We start from the raw sequence: 25,563 nt of genomic DNA, 5'->3' as shown, positions 1-25,563 counted from the left end.
GGCTTCGACAGGCTCAGCCCGAACGGGGGTGGGGGTGGTGTGTTGATCATCAACCCTCGTCCTCGTCTTCGCGGCCTACCAGTTCCAGGGCGCGGGCGCGCATCTGGTGGGTCATGCACCAGTGGAGCAGGGCTTCTTCGCGGCCGTGGGTGATCCAGGTTTCGGTGGGAGCGACTTCGCGGATGGTGCTGGTCAGTTCGTCCCAGTCGGCATGGTCGGAGATGACGAGGGGTAGTTCGACGTTCTTTTGCCGGGCGCGCTGGCGGACGCGCATCCAGCCTGACGCCATGGCGGTGATTGGGTCGGGCAGGCGGCGGCTCCAGCGGTCGTTGAGGGCGGAGGGGGGCGAGACGATGATGTGGCCGCGCATTTCCTTGGTCGGGACGCCGGTGGCGGGGCGGAGTTCTCCGAGGTCGATGCCGAAGTCGGCGTAGAGCGCGCACATGCGTTCCATCGCGCCGTGGATGTAGATGGGGTCGTGGTGACCGCGCGCGCGTATTTCGCAGATGAGGCGCTGGGCCTTGCCCAGGGCATAGGCACCGACGAGGACGCTGCGGTCGGGATGGGCGTGGAGCGCGGTGAGCAGGCGATCGACTTCGCTGCCGGTGTCGGGGTGGCGGAAGACGGGGAGGCCGAAGGTCGCTTCGGTGACGAATATGTCGCAGGGGACTGGCTCGAACGGCTTGCAGGTGGGGTCGGGGCGACGCTTATAGTCGCCGGTGACGACCACCCGCTCGCCCGCATGTTCGAGCAGGATCTGCGCGGAACCCAGGACATGGCCTGCGGGGATGTAGGATATGTCCACGCCACCCATGCGGACTTGTTCTCCATAGGCGACGGGCGTGCCGCTGGCGGTGCCGTAGCGCAGCGCCATGATGGCGAGCGTTTCCTGGGTCGCCCAGACATGGCCGTGGCCGCCGCGCGCATGATCGGCATGGCCGTGGGTAACGAGCGCGCGTTCGGCGGGCTGGGATGGATCGATCCAGGCGTCCGCGGGGCGGACGTAGATCCCGGTCGGGTGTGGTTCGATCCAGTGAGGCATGTTCGTGTAGAAGATGAGAGCGGGGCTTTAGGTTCCGCGAGGGGCTTCATGAAGGCGTAACCGAACCGTCATCCCGCCGACATGGCGCGGTCCTAAACGGTCGGGAACGACTGGCAGAAGGAAGCGCGGCATATGGCATCTGCGGCACATCGGAACATCACGCGCGCCGTGCATCGGCATCGGCATTTGTCGAAACAGGGATTGCTGGAGCGGGCCTTCACCTTCGCGTTCCGGGGTCTGGTCTATGCCCAGATATGGGAAGACCCGGAGGTGGACATGAACGCGCTGGCGATTACGGCGGACTGTCATGTCGTCACCATCGCTTCGGGCGGGTGCAATGTGCTGAGCTATCTGACCGCCGATCCGGCAAAGATTACGGCGGTGGACCTGAACACGGCGCATATCGCGCTCAACCGGCTGAAGCTGGTGGCCGCACGAACATTGCCGGATCATGCGGCGTTCCATCGTTTCTTTGCCAAGGCCGATTGCCGGGACAATGTGGCGGCCTATCGCGCGCATGTCGCGCCCCATCTGGACGAAGCGACGCGGCGCTATTGGGAAGGTCGCGACCTGATCGGGCGGCGACGGATCGGGGGATTTGCGCGGGGCATATACAGGCATGGGCTGCTGGGCCGCTTCATCGGCGCGGCGCACCTGCTGGCGCGGCTGCATGGCGTCGATCCCCGGCGCATGCTGGATGCCCGGACGATCGAGGAGCAGCGCCTGATTTTCGACGCTGAAATCGCCCCGGTGTTCGACAGCGCCTTCATGCGGTGGCTGACCGGCCAACCGGCTTCGCTGTTCGGGTTGGGCATCCCACCGGCGCAATATGAGGCGCTGGCGGGCGATGAACGGATGGACGCGGTGCTCAAGGCGCGTCTGAGGAAGCTCGCCTGCGACTTTGATATCACAGACAATTATTTCGCCGTGCAGGCGTTCGGACGCGGCTATGCTGGCGGTGAAGGGCCTTTGCCGCCCTATCTGCGATCGGACAACCATGCTGCGGTGGCAGGGCGGACGGGGCGGGTGGACGTGCGGCATGCGAACTTCACCGACTTCCTCGGCTCGCAATCGGCAGGTTCGGCTGATCGCTATGTGCTGCTGGACGCGCAGGATTGGATGGACGATGCGCAGTTGAACGCGCTGTGGGCGCAGATCACGCGCACGGCGCGGCCAGGAGCGCGGGTGCTGTTCCGCACCGCCGGGGAACCGAGCATCCTGCCGGGCCGCGTCGATGACGCGCTGCTGTCGCGCTGGGACTATCGAGCGGAGGAATCGCGTGGGCACACGGCGCGCGACCGGTCGGCCATCTATGGCGGCGTGCATCTCTATGTGCTGAAGGACGCGTGATGAGCGGGGGGCATGATGGGCTGATGGACAGCGTTTACCGGCGTCAGCGCCACATTTATGACCTGTCGCGCAAATATTATCTGCTGGGGCGAGACGATCTGATTGCCGAACTAGCGCCTCCGGCTGGCGGGGCGGTGCTGGAAATCGGGTGCGGGACCGGGCGGAACCTGATCGCCGTGGGACGCGCATGGCCGCAGGCGCGGCTTTACGGCGTCGATATTTCCGAGGTGATGTTGGAAACGGCGCGAAAGGCCGTGGCGAAAGCGGGCATGGCGGACAGGGTCGTGCTGGTGCAGGGGGATGCATGCGGGTTTGACGCGGCGGCGCTGTTCGGGCGTCAGGCGTTCGAGCGGGTGTTCATCAGCTATGCGCTGTCGATGATCCCGAACTGGGAAAGCGCGCTGCGGCAAGCGGCGCAGTGCGTCGCGCATGGCGGCAGGCTGGAGGTCGTCGATTTCGGGCAGCAGGAGGGGTTGCCTGCCCTTTGGAAACAGGCGCTGTTCGGGTGGCTGGCGAAGTTTCATGTATCGCCGCGCGCGGACCTCAAACGGGTGATCGAGAGGCTGGCAGTGGATGTGGGCGGGTTCCCGCATAGTCGGGCGCTGTATCGCGGCTATGCGGTGCGCGGGGGATTGATCCGGGTTTGAGTGGATCCAGAGCGCGAGTGCTGCTGCGTGGGTATGGAGCTTAGTTCAAACCGACGGACTGGGCTCCTGCCTTCGCAGGAGCACGGCGCGGGTGGCGTCAGGCGGCCTTCTTGAGTTCCAGTTCCAGCCGGTCCCAGATTTCGACGAGGGCCTGGACCAGTTCCTGCATCATTTCGACCGTGTGGGCAGGGCCGGGGGTGAACCGCAGGCGTTCCGTGCCGCGTGGGACGGTGGGATAGTTGATCGGCTGCACATAGGCGCCATATTCGGCGAGCAATATGTCGCTGATGCGCTTTGCCTTTACCGGATCGCCGACCATCAGCGGCACGATATGCGTGACCGAAGGCATGACCGGCAGACCGGATTCCGCCATCAGCCGCTTGAGCGTTGCGGCGGCGGCCTGCTGGCCTTCGCGTTCGTCGTTAGACTGTTTGAGGTGACGGACGCTCGCCAGCACGCCTGCGACCAGCACGGGCGAAAGCGATGTGGTGAAGATGAAGCCCGGCGCATAGCTGCGGATCACGTCCACGATCATCTGGTCGGCGGCGATATAGCCGCCCATGACGCCGAACGCCTTGCCCAGCGTTCCTTCAATGATGGTCAGCCGATGCGCGACTTCATCGCGTTCGGAAATGCCGCCGCCACGGGGGCCATACATGCCGACCGCATGAACTTCGTCCAGATAGGTGAGCGCGTTATATTCGTCAGCCAGGTCGCAGATCGCGGCGATCGGCGCGACGTCGCCGTCCATCGAATAGACGCTTTCAAAGGCAATCAGCTTGGGCGCTTCGGGATCTTCCGCTTCGAGAAGTTCGCGGAGGTGATCGAGGTCATTGTGGCGGAATACGCGCTTTTCACAGCCCGAATTGCGAATGCCCGCGATCATCGAGGCGTGATTCAGTTCGTCGGAAAAGACGATGCAGCCGGGCAGCAGCTTGCCAAGTGTGGAGAGCGCCGCTTCGTTCGAGACATAGCCCGACGTGAACAGCAGTGCCGCTTCCTTGCCATGCAGATCGGCCAGTTCGCCTTCCAGATCGACATGATAATGGGTGTTGCCGCCGATGTTGCGGGTGCCGCCGGAGCCTGCGCCGACATCGTGCAGCGCCTCTTCCATGGCGGCGACGACCTTGGGATGTTGACCCATGGCCAGATAGTCGTTCGAGCACCAGACGGTGATCGGTTTTGGGCCGTTATGACCGTGGAAGCAGCGGGCATTGGGGAAGGAACCCCGGTTGCGCAGGATATCGATGAACACTCGATAACGGCCTTCTTCATGAAGCCGGTCAATCGCCTGTGCGAAGATATGCTTGTAATTCACCTGACGCCCTAGTCCCTTGTGGCCCGCATCCCCTCTAGCGGGCCGTTTACCTGCTGCGCCGCCCTATTACCAGCGATAACCGTTCGCAGCGCCAGGGAGAAATAGCTAGCATATTGATAGAGGAAGTTGGGAGTGGACCAAAGGTCCCACCCCCTAGAGTGCTTCCATCTCGTCAATTCCGAAGTCCGACAGCGCGGTGGCGAGCGTGGCGACGCTGCCGTCGAGGCGGGTGAACACGGCCTTTCCGGGCGGAGGCGATGAGGGCCAGGACTGCCCCTGCGTCAGATAGGCGATGCGCCGAGCGATGCCTTCGCCGCCATGGACAAAGCGCAGCGGACGGGGCGCGGCGGCGGCAAGTTCCGCCTCCACCAACGGGAAATGGGTGCAGGCAAGGACGACGATATCCATCCGGTCGCCGCCCGGCTGTTCCAGAAGGCCTGCGAGCGCATCTTTCGCAATGGCGGGGTCGAGCGGTTCGCCGCGCAGCTTTGCTTCGGCCAGTTGGACCAGCGCAGCCGAACCATGGCGCAGGACGGTGCAGTCGGCCCCGAATTCGGCGGCGAGCCGGTCGACATAGGGCTGGCGCACGGTGGCGTCGGTGCCGAGAACGCCGAAGACGCGGCTTTGCGACATCAGCGCGGCGGGCTTGATCGCCGGGACCGTGCCGACAACGGGAATGTTGAGCGCGGCGCGCACGGCGGATAAGGCGATGGTCGACGCGGTGTTGCAGGCGATCACCGCCAGACGGGGGCGGAAACGTTCCACCAGCCGACCCAGCAAGGCAGGCACACGGGCGGCGATTTCCGCCTCGCTCTTGGTCCCATAGGGGAAACCGGCGCTGTCGGCGGCATAGACGATCGGCGCGGTCGGCAACAATGCGCGCGCCGGGGCGAGGATGGATAGCCCACCGACGCCGGAATCGAAAAATAGCAGGGGGGCGGATGGTGCGACTTTCATTATGGGGCACATGTCGCGGGTGAGGGTGGGGCTGTCAACATTGGGTTCCTGTTCCTCCCTATGCCAGATGCGCGGGGAGGATTTGTTTCGGGGTGGGCAGCTTCACCATTGCCCCCGGCGACGGCAACGCTATGGTCGCGCCGCAATCATTTCGGCGAGATTATGAACCCTCCCTGGCTAATTCCCGCGACCGTCCTGCTGATCGGCTATCTGCTCGGTTCCATTCCCTTTGGGCTGTTGTTGACACGTATGACCGGGGCGGGCGACCTGCGGCAGATCGGGTCGGGCAATATCGGCGCCACCAACGTGCTGCGGACCGGGCGGAAAGGGTTGGCGGCGGCTACCTTGCTGCTCGACCTGATAAAGGGCGCTGCTGCCGTGCTGATCGGTGCGGCGCTGATCGATGGCGGCGGGCCGATGGCGGGCGCGATGGCCTTTATCGGCCATTGCTACCCGGTCTGGCTGCGCTTTGCCGGGGGCAAGGGGGTCGCGACGATGATGGGGGTGATCACGGCGCTCCACTGGCCCGCCGGGATCGTGTTTGCCCTGGTGTGGCTGGCGGCGCTGTTCGGCACGCGATGGTCGTCGGTAGGCGGCATGGCGGCGGCGGTCAGCGCGCCGGTCGCCATGTGGTTCATGGACCGGATCGACCTGGTCCCCGTGGCGCTGGCGCTCGCGCTGATCGTGCTGTGGCGGCACAGGGCGAACATTGCCCGCTTGGCAAAAGGCACGGAACCCAAGATCGGAGCCGCCAAGGGGTGAGCGAGCAGGAGAGGTTCGATCGCCTTCGCCTGATCCGGTCTCCACGGATCGGGCCGGTCACTTTCAGGGAGTTGATTGCGCGCTTTGGCACGGCGGCAGAGGCGCTTCGTGCGGTGCCTGAACTGGCGGCGCGTGGCGGGGGCAAGGGCAGCGTGGCCGACGCCGCAGTCGTGGAGCAGGAAATCGCGCGCAGCCGCGCTGTGGGTGGCCGCTATCTGCTGATGGGGGACGCCGATTATCCGTTTTTGCTGGACCAGATGGAAGGCGCGCCGCCTGCCCTGATCGTGCGGGGCGATGTTACGCTGGCCACGCGGCAGTGCGTGGCGATGGTGGGCGCGCGCAACGCTTCGGCGGCGGCTTGCCGGTTCGCCCGGACGCTGGCGCAGGATCTGGGGCACCGGGGTGCTGTGACGGTGTCCGGGCTGGCGCGGGGGATCGATACGGCGGCGCATCAGGGATCGGTCGCTACCGGGACGATCGGCGTCATCGCCTGCGGGATCGATGTCGTCTTTCCGCCGGAAAATGCCGCGTTGCAGGAGCAACTGGCGAATGAGGGATTATTGGTGACGGAGCATCCGCCCGGAACGCAGCCGCTCGCCCGGCACTTTCCGGCGCGCAACCGGATCATAGCAGGGCTGAGCGCCGGGACGGTGGTGGTCGAAGCGGCGCCGCGTTCCGGGTCGCTGATTACGGCGCGGCTGGCTGCTGAGGCGGGGCGTGAGGTGATGGCGGTTCCGGGATCGCCGCTCGACCCGCGTGCGCAGGGATGCAACCAGCTGATTCGCGAGGGCGCGACGTTGGTGCAGGACGGCGCTGACGTCATGGAAGCGATAGGCGGGATTGATGTGCGCATGGTGCGGCAGGGAAGCCTGAACTTCGCAGGGGAGCCTGTGTCGGCTGACGTGGCCGCCCGCGACCGCGCGGAGGTGACGGGCCTGCTGGGCCATGCGCCCGTGCCGGTCGATGAGCTTATCCGCCTGTCCGGCCTTAGCCCCGCCATCGTGCAGACGGTGCTGCTGGAACTGGAGCTGGCGGCGCGGCTGGAACGCCATGCGGGTGGCAAGGTGAGCCTGTCATGATGCTATTGACGTCGCCTGCTATCGGCTTCCAGACTCGCGCGTGTACGTGAGAGCACTTAAAAGACCGGGGCATTAATGCAGCTTGTTATCGTTGAATCGCCAGCCAAGGCGAAGACCATCGAGAAATATCTGGGCGGGGATTTCCACGTTCTCGCCAGCTATGGCCATATCCGCGACCTGCCGCCCAAGGACGGATCGGTAGACCCCGATGCGGGCTTTGCCATGAGTTGGGAGAATTATGGCGACAAGGGCAAGCAGCTCAAGGCCATTACGGACGAGGCGAAGAAGGCGACCCGATTGATCCTGGCGACTGACCCTGACCGTGAGGGGGAAGCGATCAGTTGGCATGTGCAGGAAGTGCTGCGGGCGAAGAAGGCGCTGCCTGCGACGGTGGACCGCGTGACCTTCAACGCGATTACAAAGGCTGCGGTGCTGGACGCGATGGCGAAGCCGCGCGCGCTGGATGAGGATTTGATCGACGCCTATCGGGCGCGGCGGGCGCTCGATTATCTGGTGGGCTTCACGTTGTCGCCGGTGCTGTGGCGCAAGTTGCCGGGGGCGAAGTCTGCCGGGCGGGTGCAGTCGGTCGCGTTGCGGCTGGTAGTCGAACGTGAGCGCGAGATTGAGAGCTTTGTCGCGCAGGAATATTGGTCGGTCGCGGCTGAAATGGAGCAGGGCGGGCAAGGCTTTACCGCGCGACTGGTGCGTTGGAAGGGCGAGAAGATCGACCGGCTGACCATCGGCAAGGAAGGCGACGCCATGGCCGCTAAGGCGGATGTGGAGGCCGGGCGCTTTACGGTAGAAAAGGTCGAGACCAAGCCGGTTTCGCGCAATCCTCCCGCGCCGTTCACGACTTCGACGTTGCAGCAGGAGGCCGCGCGCAAGCTGGGCTTTTCCGCCAGCCATACGATGCGGATCGCGCAGCAGCTCTATGAGGATGGCGCGATCACTTACATGCGTACCGATGGCGTGCAGATGGACGGCAGTGCCATTTCCGCCGCGCGCAAGGCGATTGCGGAGCGTTATGACGGCGGTTACCTGCCGGAAAAGCCGCGCCAATATCAGACCAAAGCCAAGAATGCGCAGGAAGCGCATGAGGCCATCCGTCCGACCGAGTTTAACCGGGACAAGGTGGGGTCGGGCGATCATGCGCGGCTGTACGACCTGATCTACAAGCGGGCGCTGGCGAGCCAGATGGCTTCGGCGCGGTTGGAGCGGACGACGATCGATCTGGTGGATGGCACGGGCCAGCATGGGCTGCGGGCGACGGGTCAGGTGGTGATCTTCCCCGGCTTCCTGGCGCTGTATGAGGAAGGCCGCGACGACAGCGAGGATGATGATTCAAAGCTGTTGCCGCGCATGGCCGAGGGGGACACCCCAGCCAAGAAGAAGGTGACGGCGGAGCAGCATTTCACCCAGCCGCCGCCGCGCTTTTCGGAAGCATCCTTGGTCAAGCGGCTGGAGGAGTTGGGGATCGGGCGTCCGTCCACCTATGCCTCGACGCTGCAGGTGCTCAAGGACCGCGACTATGTACGGGTCGAGAAGAACCGCTTTTTCGCGGAGGAGAGCGGGCGGTTGGTGACGGCGTTCCTGGAGCGATTCTTCGAACGCTATGTGTCCTATGACTTCACCGCGGGCCTTGAGGACGAGCTGGACGAGATTTCTGGGGGCCGTGCCCAGTGGCAGGAAGTGCTGGAGGCATTCTGGCGCGACTTCAAGCCCAAGACCGCCGAGGTGATGGAGCAGAAGCCGTCCGACATCACGGCGGAGCTGGACAAGTTTCTGGAGCCGATGCTGTTCCCGCCCAAGACCGACGGCAGCAACCCGCGCGCTTGCCCGATGTGCGGCGACGGGCAATTGTCGCTGCGCGGTGGCCGGTTTGGCGCGTTTATCGCCTGCTCCAATTATCCTGAGTGCAAATATACGCGCAAGTTCGGACAGCCCGGCGGTGCCGACGGGGGCGAGGACAAGGGGCCGGAGGTGCTGGGTCAGCATCCCGAAACCGGGCAAGACATCGTTCGCAAATCCGGGCGCTTTGGCCCCTATATCGAAATGGGCGAGGGGAAGGAGGCCAAGCGTGGCTCCATTCCCAAGGATCTGCCCGATGGCGAAATGACGTTGGAATGGGCGGTGAAGCTGCTGAGCCTGCCGCGTGAGGTTGGGCTGCACCCGGAAACGGGCAAGCCGATTGTTGCCAATATCGGGCGGTTTGGGCCGTATCTGCTGCATGACGGCAAATATGGGCGACTGTCATCGACGTCGGAGATTTTCGAGGTCGGGATGAACAGCGCCGTGGTGAAGCTGGCCGAGGCGGCGACGCGCGGGCCACGCAGCGCCGGGCGTGAGCCGTTGAAGGTGCTGGGCGCGCATCCGCGCACCGAGGCCGAGATCAAGCTGATGGAGGGTCGCTATGGCGCCTATGTCACTGACGGCACGACCAATGCGACGCTGCCCAAGACGATCGACAAGGATGCGTTGACGCTGGAGGAAGCGGCCCAGTTGATCGACGCGCGGGCTGCGGCGGCTCCGGCGAAGAAGGGGAAGAAGAAGGCGGCCCCTAAAAAGGCTGCGGCGAAGAAGTCGACCGCCAAGAAAGCACCGGCTAAAAAGGCAGCTGCGAAGAAGAAGGAAGCGGCGGAGTAGACGCTATCTCTGCTCGCCCTGTTTGAGCGAGACACGTGTCTCGCTCAAATGTCGAAGGGCCTTACTTTTCTTCCAAGAGAAGTGGAGGGCTTCGACAGGCTCAGCCCGAACGGGCGTTGGGTGGGCTTGAATGGGTTGGGTGGGTGTGAATGGGTTGGGGTGCGCTACTCCACCCAGTCCAGGCCGATGTCGCGATAGATGAAGCGGTCGTCTTCCCAATCTTCCTTCACCTTGACGTGGAGGTAGAGGTGGACTTTGACGCCCATCAGCTGGGCCAGCTCTGCGCGGGCCTTTGATCCGATTTCCTTGAGGCGTTGACCGCCCTTGCCCAGCACGATAGCGCGCTGGCTGGAGCGACCGACGAGGATCTGCTGGTGGATTTCGACCGAGCCGTCCTCCCGTTCCTTATATTGTTCCGTATCGACGGCGGCGGAATAGGGAAGTTCGGCGTGGAGCTGGTGATAAAGCTGCTCGCGCGTGATTTCGGCGGCCATCATTCGGTCGGTGGCGTCGGACACCTGATCTTCGGGGAAGTGCCAGGGACCTTCGGGCATGGCGGCTGCGAAGGCGGTTTTCAGTTCGGGCAGGCCGTCGCCGGTCTGGGCCGATATGAAATAGGTTTCGGCGATGTCCAGTTGTTCATAGAGCCGCTGGGTGTGAACCAGCAGCTTTTCCTTGATGGCGATATCGACCTTGTTGAGGATCAGCCATTTTTTTTCCGGGCGCGCGGCGAGAGCGGAGATGATCGGTTCCATCTTGGAACCAAGACCCGCTTTGCCATCGACGATCAGCGCGATGAGGTCCGCACCCTGCGCGCCACCCCATGCGGCCTGAACCATGGCGCGGTCGAGACGACGCTTGGGCGCGAAGATGCCCGGCGTGTCGACCAGCACCATCTGCGTATCGCCTTCGATCGCGACGCCCATCACGCGGGTGCGGGTGGTCTGCGCCTTGGGACTGGTGATCGCGACCTTTTGGCCGACGAGTGCGTTGACCAGGGTGGATTTGCCCGCGTTGGGCGCACCGACGATGGCGACGACGCCGCAGCGTTGTTGAGGTACTGAAACTTCCAAATTCTACTCCGTTCGCGCTGAGCCTGTCGAAGCGCCTTACTTTTCTTTGTTCGAGCGCGCCAACATGGAGATCAGTTTCCAATCCTCACGGATCAGCGCCAGTTTCTTGGCTCGGCTCCAGCCCTTGATTTGGCGCTCTGCTTCCAGCGCCTCCATACGGGTTCCGAACTGCTGCGACCAGACCAGTTTTAGAGGTCTTCGGTTTTCGGTGTAGCCTGGGGTGGCACCTGCTTCATGCTGGGCGATGCGGGTTTGCAGATCATCCGTGTGGCCTGTGTAGAAGCTGCGGTCGGCGCAGTGGAGCATGTAGGTCCAGAAGGGCATGAGTACGCTCAGAAAAAGGAAGGCCCTTCGACAGGCTCAGGGCGAACGGGGTGGGGGCGGCGTCTCTATGTGGAGAGCTTATCCAGCAGAGCCTGCGCTGCTGCTGTTTCTGCTTCCTGCTTGCTGCTGCCGGTCGCGCTGGCTTCGCCTGCGCCCTTGATGGAGACGGTCACGGTGAACCGCAATGCGTGATGCGGGCCTGAGCGGTCGGTCAGGGCATATTCGGGCGGTTTGCGGCGGTTTGCGGCGGCCCATTCCTGAAGCGTGGACTTGGGATGTTTGGGTGCGCTTTCCTGTGTGTCGACCCGGCTGCCCCACAGGCGGCGGACGAGGGCGCGTGCTTCGTCCAGTCCGGCTTCCAGATAGAGGGCGCCGATCAATGCTTCCATGACGTCGCCCAGCACATTGTCGCTGTCGGTGGCGCCGTCGTCGCGGGCCTGTTTGCCCAGGATGAGATGGGTCGGCACACCGGCTCCGCGCGCGACTTCGGCGCAGGTTTCGCCGGAAACGAGCGCGTTGAAGCGGCGGGAAAGCTTGCCTTCCGGTTCAGTGGGAAAGCGATCGTAAAGCCATTCGGCGATGAGCAGGCCGAGGATTCGGTCGCCCAGAAATTCCAGCCGCTCATAATTGACGGCGTTGGCGCTGCCATGGGTCAGCGCCTGGGTGAAGGCGACCGGATCTTTGGGCGCGCGCCCGATCAATCCGGCGAGCCAGCCAGCCGTGTCGGGCTTCGTCAAAAACCTTCCCCGATGCGGTTCCAGCGCGCTGCGGTGAACCAGGTCCAGGGGAGCAGCCAGTTGGCGCTGCCGTCGGTGGAGAAGACCGAGACCATCGCCTTGCCCACCAGATTTTCCTGGGGGACGAGGCCGATGCCGCCGCCTTCGACAGCGGGGAAGCGGCTGTCGGCGCTGCGATCGCGATTGTCGCCCATCATGAACAGATGGCCTTCGGGCACCAGCACAGTGTCACGATCATCGGCCACGCCATCGGGAACGAGGTCGAGCACATTGTAGCTTTTCCCACCGGGCAGCGTTTCACGATATTGCGGATAGCGGCACTGCCTGCCGCCATTGGCCGCGTCTTCCTCAAACTTTGGCCGGTAGCAGGGCGATGGGCTGCCTTCCTTTGCGGCGGCGTCCAGCATGTTGGGCGAAACCGGGATGACGAGGTCGGCGACCTTCTGTTTCGGGATGGCCTGACCATTGAGGTAGACCGTGCCGCCCCGTACCGAGATCATGTCGCCCGGCAGGCCGATCACGCGCTTGATATAATCGTTTTTCTGGCTGGGCGGTGCCTTGAACACGGCGACGTCGCCCCGTTCGGGCGTAGAGGCGAACAGGCGGCCCGGAATCAGCGGCAGGTTGAACGGCAGCGAATAGCGCGAATAGCCATAGGGCCATTTGGCGACGAGCAGATAATCCCCGATCAGCAGGCGCGGCTGCATCGATTCCGACGGAATGTTGAAGGGGGAGACGATGAAGCTGCGCAGAACGAAGACGAACACCGCCAGCTTTGCGAGAAACCAGATGAAGTCCCGCGTTTCGGATTTTGCGCTCATGCTATGTCGTCTAACCCTTCATTCCGCCTTGAAAACAGGCCGACGCGGCTTTTGCTGCCTGGGAAACCCGGCGTCAAGCGCAAGGGGCGGTGCAATGATCGACAGGCTTGGCTAAGAGGGGCAGGAATCGACGGGTGCGGCGTCGATACCGATCAACGGCAAAGAGGATTCCCTTGTCCATGTCCAGCCCTGCACTGGAGGCCATCGCGGCGCTTCCCCAGGTGGAACTCAAGTCCATTTTCACGGCGGATCCCGATCGGCTGACCAAATTCACGCTCACCCAGGGGCCGATCCGTTTCGATTGGTCCAAGACGCACCTGACCGATGAACTGCTGGACGGCTTTGTAAAGCTGGCCGGGGACAAGGGATTTGCTGCCCAGCGCGATGCGCTGTTCGCGGGCGAGCCGATCAACAATAGTGAGGGCCGCGCCGCTGAACATCCAGCGGAGCGGGGCGAGGGCAATGCGCAAAGCGTGTCCCGCGCCAAGATGTTTCATGCCCGGATGCGGGCGCTGATCGATGCGATTGAGGGGGAGGCGCTGGGGCCGATCCGTCACATCCTGCACATCGGCATCGGTGGGTCCGCACTAGGCCCGGACCTGATCATCGATGCACTGGGTGGCGATGGTGCGCGTTATGACGTGGCGATCGTGTCCAATGTCGATGGAACGGCGCTGGAGCGCGCGATTTCGCGCTTTGATCCTGAGGCCACTTTGATCGCGGTGGCTTCCAAGACCTTTACCACCACCGAAACCATGCTGAACGCGGCCAGCGCGATAAACTGGATGGTCGAAAGTGGGGTCGAGGACCCCTATGGCCGGGTCATCGCCCTGACGGCATCGCCGGAAAAGGCGATTGAATGGGGCGTGGACGAAACCCGCATCCTTCCCTTTTCCGAAAGCGTGGGGGGGCGCTATTCGCTCTGGTCATCCATCGGTTTTCCGGCGGCGCTGGCGCTGGGCTGGGATGCGTTCGAGAGTTTGCTGGAAGGCGCGGCGGCGATGGACCGGCATTTCCGCCTGTCCCCGATCCATGCCAATGCGCCGCTGATCGCGGCCTTTGTCGATCAATATTATACGCGGGTCGTGGGATGCCAGACGCGCGCGCTGTTCGCTTATGATGAGCGGCTGCGGCTGCTTCCATCTTACCTCCAGCAGCTGGAAATGGAGAGTAATGGCAAGAGCGTGACCCGCGACGGCCAGCCGGTCGATGGACCCAGTGCGCCGATCACCTGGGGCGGGGTGGGCACCGATGCGCAGCATGCGGTGTTCCAGCTGCTGCATCAGGGGACGGTGCTGACGCCGGTCGAATTCGTTGCCTCCATCGAGCCGGGCCATGCGCTGGACCCGGCGCATCACAGGGCGCTGTTGGTCAACTGTTTCGCGCAGGGCGCTGCGTTGATGCAGGGGCGGGCGAATGATGCCGATCCGGCGCGGGCCTATCCCGGCAACCGTCCGTCGACCACGATCCTGCTGGATGATGTGACGCCGGACGCGCTGGGTGCGCTGATCGCCTTTTATGAGCATCGCACCTTTGCCAATGCCGTATTGATGGGGATCAACCCGTTCGATCAGTTCGGCGTGGAGCTGGGCAAGGAAATCGCGAAGTCGATCGAGACGGACGGCCCCAAAGGGTTCGATCCATCGACGATGGCGCTGATCAATCTTGCTTTGGGTGGCGCGGCCTGAACGCGAAAGTCTTTGTAACTTCGGTGGGACGCCGCCATATCGCGGCTCATCCCAGCGGAGGCAGGCATGAGCGATTATGATTTCGACCTTTTCGTCATCGGCGCAGGTTCGGGCGGCGTCCGCGCTTCCCGCGTTGCCGCCGCGCATGGCGCGAAGGTCGCGGTGGCGGAGGAATATCGGGTCGGCGGGACCTGCGTCATCCGTGGCTGCGTGCCCAAGAAGCTGCTGATCTATGGCGCGCATTTCGCCGAGGATCTGAAGGATGCGCGCCGTTTCGGGTGGAACGTGCCGGACTGCGGCTTTGAGTGGAAAGTGCTGCGCGACAATGTGCTGGCCGAAGTCGACCGGCTGGAGGGACTCTACAAGAACACCCTGGAAAGCCACAAGGTCGAGATGATCCCGGAGCGCGCGACCATCACCGGGCCGCATTCGGTGAAGCTGTCGGGCGGGCGCGAAGTCACCGCGAAATATATCCTGATTTCCACGGGTGCCTGGCCTGTCGTGCCGGACCTGGAAGGGGCCGAGCATGGCATTACCTCCAACGAAGCCTTCCATCTGGAGGATGCACCCAAGCGGATCGTGATCGTGGGCGGCGGCTATATCGCCAATGAGTTTGCGGGGATTTTCCATCAGCTTGGCAGCCATGTGACCATCGTCAACCGGTCGTCGGTGCTGCTGCGCGGATATGATGAGCAGATCCGCGACCGGCTGCTGCAAATTTCCACGATGAAGGGTATCCAGTTCCGCTTCAATGCAGAGATGGAGCGGATAGAGAAGAATGCGGATGGCACGCTGTGCATCCATTTCAAAAGTGGCGATCCGATCCCCTGCGACACGGTGATGTTTGCGACGGGCCGCAAGCCGCATGTCGAGGGACTGGGGCTGGAAAGCGCGGATGTGGAACTGGACGACAAGGGTGCGATCAAGGTCGATGAGTATAGCCGCACCAGTTGCGAGAGCATCTATGCGGTGGGCGACGTCACTGATCGGCTGCAACTGACGCCAGTGGCCATTCGGGAAGGCCACGCCTTTGCCGACACGGTGTTCGGCGACAATCCGCGCACGGTGGATTATGCCTGCGTGCCGTCTGCCGTGTTCAGCCATCCGCCGCTGGCCGGGGTGGGGCTGACCGAAGCGCAGGCGAAGAACAAGCTGGGCACGGTCAAGGTCTATACGTCGGACTTCCGACCGATGAAGAATGTGCTGGCGGGCCGGGACGAACGGGCGCTGTACAAGATGGTGGTGGATGCGACGACCAACCGGGTCGTGGGGCTTCACATGATCGGACCTGACGCGCCGGAGATACTTCAGGCGGCGGCGATTGCGGTCAAGGCGGGGCTGACCAAGCAGCAGTTCGATGACACGGTTGCGCTGCATCCCAGCATGGCCGAGGAACTGGTGCTGTTGAAATAGACGCTATTGCGACGCGACGAAGGTTACCACCAGAGCGTCGCGCCATGCCGCCTGGGCTGGATCAATCGGGTGGATTTCGGTGACGCCGTGCAGGATACGGCGGTCGTCGATCAATATGCTATCGCCCGGCGTGGCCAGGGTGAATTCGCCGAGCGGCGTGCCATCGGGCGCGCCGATGCGGGTGACGCCTTCGCGGACGTTGCATCGTTCGACCAGCATGACGAACACCCAGTCCACGCCGTCGCGGTGCAGGCCTTCAGGTGTGGGGCGGCCGACCTGGCCTTCGCCCGTTTCGATGCGGAACTGGTGCATTTCGACATGCCAGGGCCGTTCCCCCGTCGCGCCGAAGCTGGACGCGCAAAAGGCGAAGATTGCCTGCATGACGCCATTGTCGATGGTTGCCTGCGCCACCGGATCGAACCAGCGCTGCACGTCTCCGTTCAGGACATTATAGTCGCGGCTCTGGAAATGCGGCTGATGCGGTTTGCGCGTGAAGCGGCCACTTTGACAATGGAATGCCGCATGGAGCCTGCGGCGATAGCGCCCGCCATCGGCCATGTAGAGGTCGGGGCCAAGATCATCCCAACTGCGCGCGAAGGCATGCCAGTCAGGATCGTTGACCGCCAGTTGCGTCAGCATGTTGTCGCCTGCCACGCGCGCATAGCCGTCGCGAGCGAGATCAGCCTGTAATTGCTTGCTGTGCGGATCGAGGATGAAGCCGGATGCCATGCCCTTCAGCCGATCCAGTAGGGGACGATCTGCCGATTGTCGGGATCGACGCGGATCGGGCGGTCGGCGGGAGGAAAGGCGCGCTGGTCGCAGCTTTGGCGGGCGCACAGGCGACAGGTGATGCCGATGGGGGTGGCTGCGCCCTCCATCTCCAGTTGCAGGCCATCGGCATAGACGAAGTTCGCGGCATGGGCGACCTCACACCCCAGCACGACGGCATAGCGGCGGGGCGTGCGCGAATAGCTGCCGGATGGCTTTACCAGCCCCTTGGCCATGGAGACATAACGGACGCCGTCGGGCGTTTCGCCTAGCTGCACATTGATGCGGTCGGGAATGGCTACGGCTTCATGAACGTTCCAAAGCGGGCAGGCTCCGCCGAAGCGGGCGAATTGCAGCCGGGTGGCGCTGTGCCGCTTGGTGATGTTGCCCGCCATGTCCACGCGGCAGAAAAAGAAGGGGATGCCCCGCAGGCCCGGCCGTTGCAGGGTGGACAGGCGGTGGCAGGCTTGTTCGAAGCTGACGCCGAAGCGCCCTGCCAGACGGTCGATGTCATGGCGCACTTCCCGCGCCGCCGCGCGAAACTGGGCGTAGGGCATCAAGAGCGCGCCCGCCGCATAATTGCCAAGGCCGATGGTGAGCAAGCGGTCGGCGCCTTCCACCGGCAGGGCGGCGCGGTTGACCACATCGGCGATGACCGCCTGTCCCTCCAGCATCATCAGTTGATGCGACAGCATGAACTTGCGGCTTTCGGTGGGCAGCGCCGCGTTGACGAACAGTCGCCGATCGGCTGCGGAATAGGAACGCAAGGCTGCGCCGGGCGTGTCCGCGATCAGCGTTTCGATGCCGTGGCGACGAGCCAGCGCCTCGACCAGCATGCCTTCGTCCAGAACCTGTCCAGCCGTGAAGCTGGCGGCCATGTCTTCCGCCAGACAGTCGAGGGCATGGACGTAGTTGCCCGCCTCATGAAACCAGTCGCGCGCCGCTTCCCATGGCAGGCGCGCCTGCACCTCATGATCGTTGGCAATCGCCTCCTCGATCATGTTGATGCGTTCATTGGCGCGCATATGGGCGTTGTAGAGGTCGATGTAGCGCGCGGCGAATTCGGGGAATTGCAGGTGGAGCTTTTCGACCCGCTCAGGTTCCATCAGCGGGCCGGGCAGCTCAGGATGGGCCAGGGCATAGGTAAATGCGCCCAGCAATTGTTCTTCTTCCCGGCTGTCGAAACTGGCCCAATCGGTCGGAAATGCACTGGCGACGGCGGCCTTGACCTTGGCGGTTAGGGGGCGGTCGTCATTTTCCAGCTGGCTGAGATAGGAGACCGAAATCCCCAGCGCCTGCGCCATGGTGGCCTGGTCCATGCGGTGGTCCAGCCTCAGCTGTCGCAGCCGCGGACCTGCGAAAATGCGATTGCCTCGTGCCATGTCCCGCCCATAATTTGCAAAATCGTGATTTGCAAATTGGCAAATTTGCATTTGCGAAAAAGGTGAAAGCAGGGAAAGGGGGCAATATAGCCGACCGTGCCGTCACCGGAGAGATATTCTATATGTCGAAGCTCGCCATCATCGAACAGCTGGAAGCCAAGCGCGACGCCGCTCGCCTGGGCGGTGGCCAGCGCCGCATCGACGCGCAGCATGCCAAGGGCAAGCTGACCGCGCGGGAGCGGCTGGACGTCTTGCTGGACGAAGACAGCTTTGAAGAGCTGGACATGTATGTCGAGCATAATTGCGTCGATTTCGGCATGAACGAACAGCATATTCCGGGCGACGGTGTCGTCACGGGATCGGGCACGATCAACGGTCGCCTCGTCTATGTCTTCAGCCAGGACTTCACCGTCTATGGCGGCGCAGTGTCCGAACGGCATGCGATGAAAATCTGCAAGATCATGGACATGGCGCTGAAGGTTGGCGCGCCGGTGATCGGCCTTAACGATTCCGGCGGCGCGCGCATTCAGGAAGGCGTTGCCTCGCTGGCGGGCTATGCGGAGATTTTCCAGCGTAACGTGCTGGCGTCGGGCGTGGTGCCGCAGATCAGCGTGATCATGGGCCCATGCGCGGGCGGGGCGGTCTATTCGCCTGCGATGACCGACTTCATCTTCATGGTGAAGGATTCGAGCTTCATGTTCGTGACCGGTCCCGACGTGGTGAAGACCGTGACCAACGAGGTCGTGACGCAGGAGGAACTGGGCGGGGCGGTGACGCATACGACCAAGTCCGGCGTGGCGGACGTGGCGTTCGAAAATGATATCGAGGCGCTGCTGGCGACCCGCGATTTCGTGGACTTCCTGCCTGCGTCCAACAAGGAGCCGGTGCCTGAGCGGCCTAGCGCGGACCCGTGGGACCGGATGGAAGCGAGCCTGGACACGCTGGTCCCTGCCAATGCGAACCAGCCCTATGATATGCATGAGCTGATCCGCAAGGTTGTGGACGAAGGCGACTTTTTCGAGGTTCAGCCTGCCCATGCGGGCAACATCCTCTGCGGTTTCGGGCGGATCGAAGGCAAGACGGTTGGGATCATCGCGAACCAGCCGATGGTTCTGGCAGGCGTTCTGGACATCAACTCGTCGAAGAAGGCGGGGCGGTTCGTCCGCTTCTGCGATGCGTTCGAGATTCCGATCGTGACCTTTGTCGACGTGCCGGGCTTCCTGCCGGGCACCGCGCAGGAACATTCGGGCATCATCAAGCATGGTGCAAAGCTGCTGTTCGCCTATGCCGAGGCGACCGTGCCGAAGATCACCGTCATCACGCGCAAAGCCTATGGCGGCGCTTATGACGTTATGAGCTCCAAGCATCTGCGCGGCGACCTGAACTATGCGTGGCCGACTGCGGAAATCGCGGTGATGGGCGCGAAGGGCGCGGTGGAGATCATCTTCCGTGGCAAGACGCCCGACGAGATTGCGGAAAAGACCAAGGAATATGAGGACCGCTTCGCCAATCCGTTCGTAGCGGCAGGCAAGGGCTTCATCGACGAGGTGATTCAGCCGCATTCGACCCGCAAGAGGATCGCCCTGGGCCTGCGCAAGTTGCGCAACAAGAGCCTGGAGAATCCGTGGAAGAAGCACGACAATATTCCGTTGTGACAAGTTCCCCTCCCGCAGGCGGGAGGGGTTAGGGGAGGGCGTGCCCCTCTCAACCAACGTTACCGCTGCCGGATCGGACAGGCCCTCCCCCGTCCCCTCCCGCAAGCGGGAGGGGTGATAGAAGATGAAACTCGGTCGCTTGAACCATATCGGCGTGGCGACGCCTTCGCTGGAAGCCAGCATCGCTTATTATCGCGACGTGATGGGCGCGACGATCACGCACGAGCCGTTCGACCTGCCGGCGCAGGGCGTGAAGGTTTGCTTCGTCGATACGCCGGGTGAAAATGGCACCGAAGGCACGCAGATCGAACTGATCGAACCTTTGGGTGAGAACAGCCCGATCCATGGTTTCATCGCCAAGAACCCGGCGGGCGGGCAGCATCATATGTGCTATGAGGTGCCCGACATATATGAAGCCAAGGCCTGGTTCGAAGGGCTGGGCAAGAAGGTGCTGGGCGAACCGCGTATCGGTGCGCATGGCACTTTGATCTTCTTCGTGCATCCCAAGGATATGAACGGGGTGCTGACGGAGATCATGGAGACGCCGAAAGAGGCGCATTGAATTCACCCCTCCCGCCTGCGGGAGAGGAATTGGATGGGTAGGGACAAATGACCGACAAGCCGACGCTGGATCAGTGGGCGACCGCCGCCGCCAAGGAAGTGAAGGGCAAGGATTTGAACTGGGAGACCCCGGAAGGGATCACCGTCAAGCCGCTCTATACTGCTGAGGATGTGACCGTCGAGCCGGGCCTGCCGGGTTTTGCTCCCTTCACGCGCGGGGTGCGCGCGTCCATGTATGCGGGGCGTCCCTGGACCGTCCGGCAATATGCGGGCTTTTCCACCGCCGAAGAATCCAACGCCTTTTATCGTCGCAACCTGGCTGCGGGGCAAAAAGGGCTTTCGGTCGCTTTCGATCTCGCTACCCATCGCGGTTATGACAGCGACCACCCGCGCGTCGTGGGCGACGTCGGCAAGGCGGGCGTCGCGATCGACAGCGTCGAGGATATGAAAATCCTGTTCGACGGCATCCCGCTCGACAAGATGTCGGTTTCCATGACGATGAACGGCGCGGTGATCCCGATCCTGGCCTTCTTCATCGTCGCGGGAGAGGAGCAGGGGGTCGAGCGCAAGCTGCTGGACGGGACCATTCAGAACGACATTCTGAAGGAGTTCATGGTCCGCAACACCTATATCTACCCGCCTGAGCCATCGATGCGGATCATTTCGGACATTTTTGGCTATACCAGCCGTGAGATGCCCAAGTTCAACAGCATCTCCATTTCCGGCTATCATATGCAGGAAGCTGGCGCGACGCAGGTGCAGGAGCTGGCCTTCACCATTGCGGACGGCGCGGAATATGTGCGTTACGGCGTGGCGTCGGGTCTCGATATCGACAAGTTTGCGGGGCGGCTGAGCTTCTTCTTCGCGATTGGCATGAACTTCTTCATGGAGATCGCCAAGCTGCGCGCGGCGCGCGTGTTGTGGCATCGGGTCATGACGAAGCTGGGCGCGCAGGACGAGCGTTCGAAGATGCTGCGCACCCATTGCCAGACGTCGGGCGTGTCGCTGACCGAGCAGGACCCCTATAACAACGTTATGCGCACGACCATCGAAGCGATGGCGGCGATGCTGGGTGGCACGCAGTCGCTGCACACCAATGCGCTGGACGAAGCAATCGCGCTGCCGACCGACTTTTCGGCCCGCATTGCGCGCAACACGCAGATTGTCATCCAGGAAGAGACGGGCATGTGCAATGTCGTCGATCCGCTGGGTGGCAGCTATTATGTCGAGGCGTTGACCCAGCAGCTGGTGGACGCGGCGCAGGAGATCATCGACCGCGTGGAATCCGAAGGCGGCATGGCGAAGGCCGTTGCGGCAGGATGGCCCAAGGCGATGATCGAGACGGCGGCGGCTGCCCGTCAGGCACGGGTCGACCGGGGCGAGGATGTGATCGTCGGCGTCAACAAATATCGTTTGGCGAACGAGGACCTGCTCGAAACGCTGGAGGTCGACAACAGCAAGGTTCGCGAGGCGCAGATCAACCGTATCAACCGGGTCAAGGCGGAGCGTGACGAGGCGAAGTGCCAGGCCGCGCTGGAATCACTGCGTCAGGCCGCTGCCGGTCCGCAGTCGATTGAGAACAACCTGCTTGCCCATGCGGTGGAAGCCGCGCGTGCGCGTGCGACGCTGGGCGAGATTTCCTCCGCGATGGAGGACAGCTTCGATCGCTATGGCACGGTGCCGACGCCGGTGAAGGGCGTTTATGGCAAGCCCTATGCGCAGGACAGTCGCTGGAAACAGGTTCTTGACGGCGTGCAGGCCGTCGAGCGGCGCCTCGGTCGCAAACCGAAACTCCTCATCGCCAAGATGGGACAGGACGGCCACGACCGGGGCGCCAATGTGATCGCGTCCGCTTTCGGGGACATGGGCTTCGACATCGTGTCAGGTCCCTTGTTCCAGACCCCGGAGGAAACGGTGGTTCTGGCGCTGGATAGCGGCGTGGATGTGGTGGGCGCTTCGTCGCTGGCCGCAGGGCACAAGACGTTGATCCCCGAACTCATCAGGCAGCTTCGCGAAAAGGGGCGCAACGACATCAAGGTGATCGCGGGCGGCGTCATCCCGCCGCAGGATTACGACTATCTCCGTGACGCGGGCGTGCAGGGCATTTATGGACCGGGTTCGAATGTCGTGGAATGCGCTGCGGATGTGCTGCGCCTCCTCGGCCACAACATGCCCCCCGCCGGGCTGGAGGAAGCCGCTTGACCCAGACTGCTGCCCGCACCGACTGGACCCGCGACGAGATTGCCGCGCTGTTCGACCTGCCCTTCAACGACCTGATGTTCGAAGCGCAGTCGATCCATCGCGCGAACCATCCGCGCAACGAGGTGCAGCTATCGACTCTGCTGTCGATCAAGACCGGCGGTTGCCCGGAAGATTGCGGCTATTGCAGCCAGTCGACCGAGGCGGAAAGCGGCTTGAAAGCCACCAAGCTGATGGACGTGCAGGCTGTGCTCCAGTCGGCGGCGCAGGCCAAGGACCATGGTTCGGGCCGGTTCTGCATGGGCGCGGCGTGGCGCAATCCCAAGGAACGGGACATGCCCAAGCTCATCGAAATGGTGAAGGGCGTGCGCCAGATGGGCATGGAAACCTGCATGACGCTGGGGATGCTGTCGTCGACCCAAGCGAAGCAGCTGGCCGATGCGGGGCTGGATTATTATAATCACAATATCGACACCTCGCCGGAAAATTACGCCAACGTCATCACCACCCGGACCTTTGAGGACCGGATCGAAACGCTGGAAAATGTGCGTTCGGCGGGCATCAATGTGTGCTGCGGCGGGATCGTCGGCATGGGCGAGACGCGGTCGGATCGGATCGGCTTCCTTCATGCGCTGGGCACCATGCCGCATCCCGAAAGCGTGCCGATCAACGCGCTGGTGCCGGTGGCCGGGACCGTGCTGGGCGACATGCTGAAGGACACGCCGCTCGCCAAGATCGACGAGGTGGAGTTTGTCCGCACCGTCGCCGTAGCGCGGATCGTGATGCCGCAGTCGATGGTGAGGCTTTCCGCGGGGCGCGAAAGCATGAGCGAGGCGTGTCAGGCGCTTTGCTTCATGGCGGGGGCGAACAGCATCTTCACCGGCGATAAGCTGCTGACCGCAGCCAATGCCGGGGATGACAAGGATAGCGCGCTGCTTTCCAAGCTCGGGCTGATGCCGATGATGGCGCAGCCGCATGGGCATTTGGAAGCGGCGGAATAATTCAACACCCGTTTGCCCTGTTCGAGCGAGCCACTTGTCTCGCTCGAATGTCGAGGGGCTGCACTTCTTCTTCCAAGAGGAGGAACGGGGCTTCGACAAGCTCAACCCGAACGGGGTGAGGGTAATGGAATAGGACTGGGGCAAGGACAGATAATGGCAATCACCAAGATCCTGATCGCGAACCGTGGCGAAATTGCGTGCCGCGTCATGCGCACGGCCAAGAAGATGGGCATCAAGACCGTAGCGGTCTATTCGGACGCGGACTCCCGCGCGCCTCATGTGCTGATGGCCGACGAAGCGGTGCATATCGGCCCGTCACCTGCCGCCCAGTCCTATCTGATCGCCGAAAAAATCATTCAGGCGTGCAAGGATACGGGCGCTGATGCTGTCCATCCGGGCTATGGTTTTCTGTCGGAGCGCGAGAGCTTCCGCAAGGCGCTGGACGCCGAGGGCATCATCTTCGTTGGCCCGCCCGCCAATGCCATCGCCGCGATGGGCGACAAGATTGAATCGAAGAAGCTGGCCAAGGCAGCGGGCGTCAATGTCGTGCCCGGCTATGTCGGCGTGATCGAGGATACCGAGCATGCCGTCCGCATCTCAAACGAGATCGGCTATCCGGTGATGATGAAGGCATCGGCCGGCGGCGGCGGCAAGGGCATGCGCCTTGCCTATAGCGAGCAGGATGTCCGCGAAGGCTTTGAAGCGACCAAGCGCGAGGGCCTGAACAGCTTCGGCGATGACCGCGTGTTCATCGAGAAGTTCATTGAAAGCCCGCGCCATATCGAAATCCAGGTCCTGGGCGACCAGCACGGCAACATCGTCTACCTGAACGAACGCGAGTGCTCGATCCAGCGTCGCCACCAGAAGGTGGTCGAGGAAGCGCCTTCGCCCTTCGTTTCGCCGGAAATGCGCAAGAAGATGGGCGAGCAGTGCGTGGCTCTCGCCCGCGCCGTTGGCTATTTCAGCGCGGGCACGGTCGAACTGATCGTGTCGGGCGCGGACAAGACCGGCGAGGGTTTCTACTTCCTGGAAATGAACACCCGTTTGCAGGTGGAACATCCGGTGACCGAAGAGATCACCGGCGTCGACCTGGTCGAACAGATGATCCGCGTCGCCAATGGCGAGGAACTGAGCTTCCGTCAGGAAGATGTGAAGATCAACGGCTGGTCGATTGAGAACCGCGTCTATGCCGAAGATCCCTATCGCGGCTTCCTGCCTTCGACGGGTCGCCTGATCCGTTACAATCCGCCCGAAGCCGTTGACGGGGTGCGCGTTGATGACGGCGTGGTCGAAGGCGGCGAAGTGTCGATGTTCTACGACCCGATGATCGCCAAGCTGATCACCTGGGCACCGACCCGCCTGGAAGCCATCGACAAGCAGATCACTGCGCTCGACCAGTTCGAGATTGAAGGGCCGGGCCACAATATCGATTTCGTTTCGGCGCTGATGCAGCATGAGCGGTTCCGTTCGGGCAATATCACCACCGGCTTCATCGCGGAGGAATATCCCGAAGGCTTTACCGGCGCGCCGGCGTCCGAGACGCTGCTGAAGCGCTTGTCCGCGATTGGCGCTTTTGCTGCGATGGCGCAGGCCGATCGCGCTCGCCGCATTGACGGACAGCTTGGCAAGAAGCTGCGCGCGCCGACCGGGTGGCAGGTGAAGATCGGCGATGTCGTGCATGACGTTTCCATCGATGGTGACGACGTGACCGTCGATGGCGAAGCGATTGACATGGCGCTGGAATATACCCCCGGCGACCGGCTGATCGAGGCTGAGTTCGGTGAGGACGATCTGGCGGTGAAGATCGCGCCGGTCCGCTCCGGCTTCGTGCTGACGGCCCATGGTGCCAGCCACAAGCTGCGCATTCTGCCCGCCCATGCCGCGCCCCATGCCAAGCACATGATCGAAAAGATCCCGCCTGACCTGTCGCGCTTCCTGATCTGCCCGATGCCGGGCCTGCTGGTCGCACTGAACGTCAACGAAGGTGACAAGGTCGAGGCTGGCCAGCCGCTGGCGGTAATCGAGGCGATGAAGATGGAGAACATCTTGCGCGCCCAGAAGTCCGGTGTGGTGAAGAGCGTGTCAGCGGCACAGGGTGAAAGCCTGCCGGTGGATGCGATCATCCTCGAACTGGAATAAGGTC

The 25,563-nt window shown here is 63.0% G+C and carries 21 protein-coding genes; 12 read left to right on the top strand and 9 right to left on the bottom strand.

What is annotated here, in order from left to right; genetic code table 11:
* Window positions 1-49: 49 nt before the first annotated feature.
* Window positions 50-1,042, bottom strand: coding sequence for a ligase-associated DNA damage response exonuclease (locus tag FHS54_RS07945; protein WP_167303249.1), 993 nt, complete (start codon window positions 1,040-1,042; stop codon window positions 50-52).
* A 132-nt stretch (window positions 1,043-1,174) separates the two neighbouring features.
* On the opposite strand from FHS54_RS07945, the gene FHS54_RS07940 reads away from it, so the two are divergent.
* Complete coding sequence (locus tag FHS54_RS07940) at window positions 1,175-2,392, top strand: BtaA family protein (protein WP_167303248.1); 1,218 nt, start codon at window positions 1,175-1,177, stop codon at window positions 2,390-2,392.
* Window positions 2,392-3,039, top strand: coding sequence for a class I SAM-dependent methyltransferase (locus tag FHS54_RS07935; protein ID WP_167303247.1), 648 nt, complete (start codon window positions 2,392-2,394; stop codon window positions 3,037-3,039). The genes FHS54_RS07940 and FHS54_RS07935 overlap by 1 nt, the downstream gene beginning before the upstream one ends.
* Before the next feature lie 97 nt (window positions 3,040-3,136).
* Here the strand turns inward: FHS54_RS07935 and hemA are convergent, their stop codons facing one another.
* Window positions 3,137-4,357 carry a 5-aminolevulinate synthase gene (gene hemA / locus FHS54_RS07930; protein ID WP_167303246.1) on the bottom strand — a complete coding sequence of 407 codons (1,221 nt, stop codon included), beginning with the start codon at window positions 4,355-4,357 and terminating at the stop codon, window positions 3,137-3,139.
* 153 nt (window positions 4,358-4,510) lie between these two features.
* Window positions 4,511-5,314, bottom strand: coding sequence for a glutamate racemase (gene murI, locus FHS54_RS07925; protein WP_167303245.1), 804 nt, complete (start codon window positions 5,312-5,314; stop codon window positions 4,511-4,513).
* A 162-nt stretch (window positions 5,315-5,476) separates the two neighbouring features.
* On the opposite strand from murI, the gene plsY reads away from it, so the two are divergent.
* The 3 genes from plsY (at window position 5,477) to topA (ending at window position 9,798) form a co-directional block, all read left to right on the top strand.
* Window positions 5,477-6,076, top strand: coding sequence for a glycerol-3-phosphate 1-O-acyltransferase PlsY (gene plsY, locus FHS54_RS07920; protein WP_167303244.1), 600 nt, complete (start codon window positions 5,477-5,479; stop codon window positions 6,074-6,076).
* Entirely contained in the window at window positions 6,073-7,155 is a 1,083-nt protein-coding gene (dprA, locus tag FHS54_RS07915) for a DNA-processing protein DprA (RefSeq protein WP_167303243.1), read from the top strand. Before plsY ends, dprA begins: the two co-directional genes overlap by 4 nt.
* A gap of 75 nt (window positions 7,156-7,230) precedes the next feature.
* Window positions 7,231-9,798, top strand: a complete 2,568-nt coding sequence (gene topA / locus FHS54_RS07910; protein WP_167303242.1) for a type I DNA topoisomerase — start codon at window positions 7,231-7,233, stop codon at window positions 9,796-9,798.
* A 164-nt stretch (window positions 9,799-9,962) separates the two neighbouring features.
* Here topA and era read toward each other — a convergent pair whose 3' ends face one another.
* The 4 genes from era to lepB form a co-directional block, all read right to left on the bottom strand.
* Window positions 9,963-10,871, bottom strand: coding sequence for a GTPase Era (gene era / locus FHS54_RS07905; protein ID WP_167303241.1), 909 nt, complete (start codon window positions 10,869-10,871; stop codon window positions 9,963-9,965).
* A 36-nt stretch (window positions 10,872-10,907) separates the two neighbouring features.
* Window positions 10,908-11,195, bottom strand: coding sequence for a GIY-YIG nuclease family protein (locus tag FHS54_RS07900; protein ID WP_167303240.1), 288 nt, complete (start codon window positions 11,193-11,195; stop codon window positions 10,908-10,910).
* Window positions 11,196-11,260: 65 nt separating this feature from the next.
* A complete protein-coding gene (gene rnc / locus FHS54_RS07895) occupies window positions 11,261-11,932 on the bottom strand; it encodes a ribonuclease III (RefSeq protein ID WP_167303239.1) in 672 nt (223 codons plus the stop codon).
* Complete coding sequence (gene lepB, locus FHS54_RS07890) at window positions 11,929-12,753, bottom strand: signal peptidase I (RefSeq protein WP_167303238.1); 825 nt, start codon at window positions 12,751-12,753, stop codon at window positions 11,929-11,931. The genes rnc and lepB overlap by 4 nt, the downstream gene beginning before the upstream one ends.
* A 179-nt stretch (window positions 12,754-12,932) precedes the next feature.
* Here lepB and pgi point away from each other — a divergent pair, with 179 nt between their 5' ends.
* Together pgi and gor are read left to right on the top strand one after the other, a co-directional pair.
* Entirely contained in the window at window positions 12,933-14,441 is a 1,509-nt protein-coding gene (pgi, locus tag FHS54_RS07885) for a glucose-6-phosphate isomerase (RefSeq protein ID WP_167303237.1), read from the top strand.
* Between the two features lie 66 nt (window positions 14,442-14,507).
* Window positions 14,508-15,854, top strand: a complete 1,347-nt coding sequence (gene gor, locus FHS54_RS07880) for a glutathione-disulfide reductase (RefSeq protein ID WP_167303236.1) — start codon at window positions 14,508-14,510, stop codon at window positions 15,852-15,854.
* A gap of 3 nt (window positions 15,855-15,857) precedes the next feature.
* Here gor and FHS54_RS07875 read toward each other — a convergent pair whose 3' ends face one another.
* Window positions 15,858-16,583 (bottom strand): 2OG-Fe dioxygenase family protein, encoded by a 726-nt coding sequence (locus FHS54_RS07875; protein WP_167303235.1) that lies wholly within the window; start codon window positions 16,581-16,583, stop codon window positions 15,858-15,860.
* A gap of 5 nt (window positions 16,584-16,588) precedes the next feature.
* Window positions 16,589-18,004, bottom strand: coding sequence for a helix-turn-helix domain-containing protein (locus tag FHS54_RS07870; RefSeq protein ID WP_167303234.1), 1,416 nt, complete (start codon window positions 18,002-18,004; stop codon window positions 16,589-16,591).
* 122 nt (window positions 18,005-18,126) lie between these two features.
* On the opposite strand from FHS54_RS07870, the gene FHS54_RS07865 reads away from it, so the two are divergent.
* From FHS54_RS07865 to FHS54_RS07845, 5 genes are all read left to right on the top strand, one after another.
* The gene (locus FHS54_RS07865; protein ID WP_167303607.1) at window positions 18,127-19,659 is read left to right on the top strand and encodes an acyl-CoA carboxylase subunit beta; all 1,533 of its coding nucleotides are present in this window, start codon (window positions 18,127-18,129) and stop codon (window positions 19,657-19,659) included.
* 124 nt (window positions 19,660-19,783) lie between these two features.
* Complete coding sequence (mce, locus tag FHS54_RS07860) at window positions 19,784-20,221, top strand: methylmalonyl-CoA epimerase (protein ID WP_167303233.1); 438 nt, start codon at window positions 19,784-19,786, stop codon at window positions 20,219-20,221.
* A 47-nt stretch (window positions 20,222-20,268) separates the two neighbouring features.
* Window positions 20,269-22,422, top strand: coding sequence for a methylmalonyl-CoA mutase (gene scpA, locus FHS54_RS07855; protein ID WP_167303232.1), 2,154 nt, complete (start codon window positions 20,269-20,271; stop codon window positions 22,420-22,422).
* Window positions 22,419-23,420, top strand: a complete 1,002-nt coding sequence (bioB, locus tag FHS54_RS07850) for a biotin synthase BioB (RefSeq protein ID WP_167303231.1) — start codon at window positions 22,419-22,421, stop codon at window positions 23,418-23,420. The genes scpA and bioB overlap by 4 nt, the downstream gene beginning before the upstream one ends.
* A 153-nt stretch (window positions 23,421-23,573) precedes the next feature.
* The gene (locus FHS54_RS07845; RefSeq protein WP_167303230.1) at window positions 23,574-25,559 is read left to right on the top strand and encodes an acetyl-CoA carboxylase biotin carboxylase subunit; all 1,986 of its coding nucleotides are present in this window, start codon (window positions 23,574-23,576) and stop codon (window positions 25,557-25,559) included.
* Window positions 25,560-25,563: the final 4 nt, after the last annotated feature.

Origin of the sequence: Sphingobium vermicomposti, from assembly GCF_011762025.1 — a bacterium.
GTDB lineage: Bacteria > Pseudomonadota > Alphaproteobacteria > Sphingomonadales > Sphingomonadaceae > Sphingobium > Sphingobium vermicomposti.
This window is presented reverse-complemented; position numbering and strand designations above follow the sequence as displayed.

Bases quoted from the DNA above. Each gene is read 5' to 3' on its own strand.
- mce (WP_167303233.1), top strand. From the start codon at position 19,784: ATGAAACTCGGTCGCTTGAACCATATCGGCGTGGCGACGCCTTCGCTG.
- plsY (WP_167303244.1), top strand. From the start codon at position 5,477: ATGAACCCTCCCTGGCTAATTCCCGCGACCGTCCTGCTGATCGGCTAT.
- gor (WP_167303236.1), top strand. From the start codon at position 14,508: ATGAGCGATTATGATTTCGACCTTTTCGTCATCGGCGCAGGTTCGGGC.
- FHS54_RS07845 (WP_167303230.1), top strand. From the start codon at position 23,574: ATGGCAATCACCAAGATCCTGATCGCGAACCGTGGCGAAATTGCGTGC.
- scpA (WP_167303232.1), top strand. From the start codon at position 20,269: ATGACCGACAAGCCGACGCTGGATCAGTGGGCGACCGCCGCCGCCAAG.
- topA (WP_167303242.1), top strand. From the start codon at position 7,231: ATGCAGCTTGTTATCGTTGAATCGCCAGCCAAGGCGAAGACCATCGAG.
- FHS54_RS07875 (WP_167303235.1), bottom strand. From the start codon at position 16,583: ATGGCATCCGGCTTCATCCTCGATCCGCACAGCAAGCAATTACAGGCT.
- pgi (WP_167303237.1), top strand. From the start codon at position 12,933: ATGTCCAGCCCTGCACTGGAGGCCATCGCGGCGCTTCCCCAGGTGGAA.
- FHS54_RS07940 (WP_167303248.1), top strand. From the start codon at position 1,175: ATGGCATCTGCGGCACATCGGAACATCACGCGCGCCGTGCATCGGCAT.
- FHS54_RS07900 (WP_167303240.1), bottom strand. From the start codon at position 11,195: ATGCCCTTCTGGACCTACATGCTCCACTGCGCCGACCGCAGCTTCTAC.
- FHS54_RS07945 (WP_167303249.1), bottom strand. From the start codon at position 1,042: ATGCCTCACTGGATCGAACCACACCCGACCGGGATCTACGTCCGCCCC.
- FHS54_RS07870 (WP_167303234.1), bottom strand. From the start codon at position 18,004: ATGGCACGAGGCAATCGCATTTTCGCAGGTCCGCGGCTGCGACAGCTG.
- lepB (WP_167303238.1), bottom strand. From the start codon at position 12,753: ATGAGCGCAAAATCCGAAACGCGGGACTTCATCTGGTTTCTCGCAAAG.
- FHS54_RS07935 (WP_167303247.1), top strand. From the start codon at position 2,392: ATGAGCGGGGGGCATGATGGGCTGATGGACAGCGTTTACCGGCGTCAG.
- FHS54_RS07865 (WP_167303607.1), top strand. From the start codon at position 18,127: ATGTCGAAGCTCGCCATCATCGAACAGCTGGAAGCCAAGCGCGACGCC.
- murI (WP_167303245.1), bottom strand. From the start codon at position 5,314: ATGAAAGTCGCACCATCCGCCCCCCTGCTATTTTTCGATTCCGGCGTC.